Source organism: Bartonella sp. AP57NXGY (assembly GCF_042195805.1).
Lineage (GTDB): Bacteria > Pseudomonadota > Alphaproteobacteria > Rhizobiales > Rhizobiaceae > Bartonella.
In genome coordinates this window covers 1-1,021 of the sequence record NZ_JBHIOZ010000374.1, presented here as the reverse complement: position 1 = coordinate 1,021, position 1,021 = coordinate 1, and the positions used below count along the sequence as shown (strand labels likewise).

The window sequence follows — 1,021 nt, the reverse complement described above, 5'->3', positions numbered from 1 at the left end:
AATCACATTAAATACGTCTAGAAATATGAAAATAAGGATTATGGTATTTTAATACCACGTTTTTCACGACTTTTTTTATTTATTAATTTCTTTATTACATTTTTGAATTGCTAAGTTTAGTCCTGTAAGCGCTTTACGGTACAGTTTTCGATATTTAATGGTAGAATAAACAAGCCAAACGGATAATGTTATTATTGCACAACCGACAATGATCCCTAGAATGCGCCCTAATATTATAGCTTCAGTCATTTTCTCTCCTTATTGTATTTTGATTAGCAACCGCTTCGTCTAGTTGTTTCATTACTTTTTTCAGTTTCTTCTTTACTATGATCCGTAGCACCAAAGAGATTGGTATCGAACCGTACAGAATTAATCCGCATATCAGCCCGATTAAACTTGCAGCATCCATTTGAGGTTTATCCGCATGGCCTAATATTGAGAGAAAAATGTATAAACAGACGCTTATAAAGATTATGAATATAAATTCTCCCAGTGAAACAACACCAGCCTTTAATGTTTCCTTAACTTCTTTTTGGATATCGAGGACTAAGTCCCATTGAGAAGATGTATCATTTTGTTCTTTTGGTGATGCATTTGATAGGTTTGGTTTTGTCATGTTGATATTCGTTTGTTTCTTGAAGGTTTTGTCTTTTGATAAAGCGAATAACTCAGTTTCTCAGACTATTTTTATGAAATGAAAAAAGATTTCTGTACTTGTTATAATTATAATACGAATGACTTGCTACGTCTGTAGCGCATCTTCCCTTTATTATTATGAGGCATGTACAATTTTTCGTGCCGCTGTATAAAAGATTCGTTTTGTGAGTACAATTATATTTTATGACTAAACTATAGGCGAAGAGGCATTTAATATTGAAGTGTTTAGCCGGTTGAATTTACTTAAGAAAAGCTTGATTGTTGATAGATCGGCACAGGAATCTTCGTCCTTGAGCGCGGTTAGGCGCGCAAATTTGAATAATGTAACTTTATAGGGGAAAGAACGAAGGCGATAGACATAACG

The 1,021-nt window shown here is 33.7% G+C and carries 2 protein-coding genes; both read right to left on the bottom strand.

The genetic code is table 11. The features are described from left to right. Nucleotides 1-75 precede the first annotated feature (75 nt). Nucleotides 76-249, bottom strand: coding sequence for a hypothetical protein (locus ACFIL8_RS10950; protein ID WP_375611660.1), 174 nt, complete (start codon nt 247-249; stop codon nt 76-78). Next, nucleotides 242-616, bottom strand: coding sequence for a hypothetical protein (locus ACFIL8_RS10945; protein WP_375689806.1), 375 nt, complete (start codon nt 614-616; stop codon nt 242-244). The genes ACFIL8_RS10950 and ACFIL8_RS10945 overlap by 8 nt, the downstream gene beginning before the upstream one ends. Between the last annotated feature and the right edge of the window lie 405 nt (nt 617-1,021).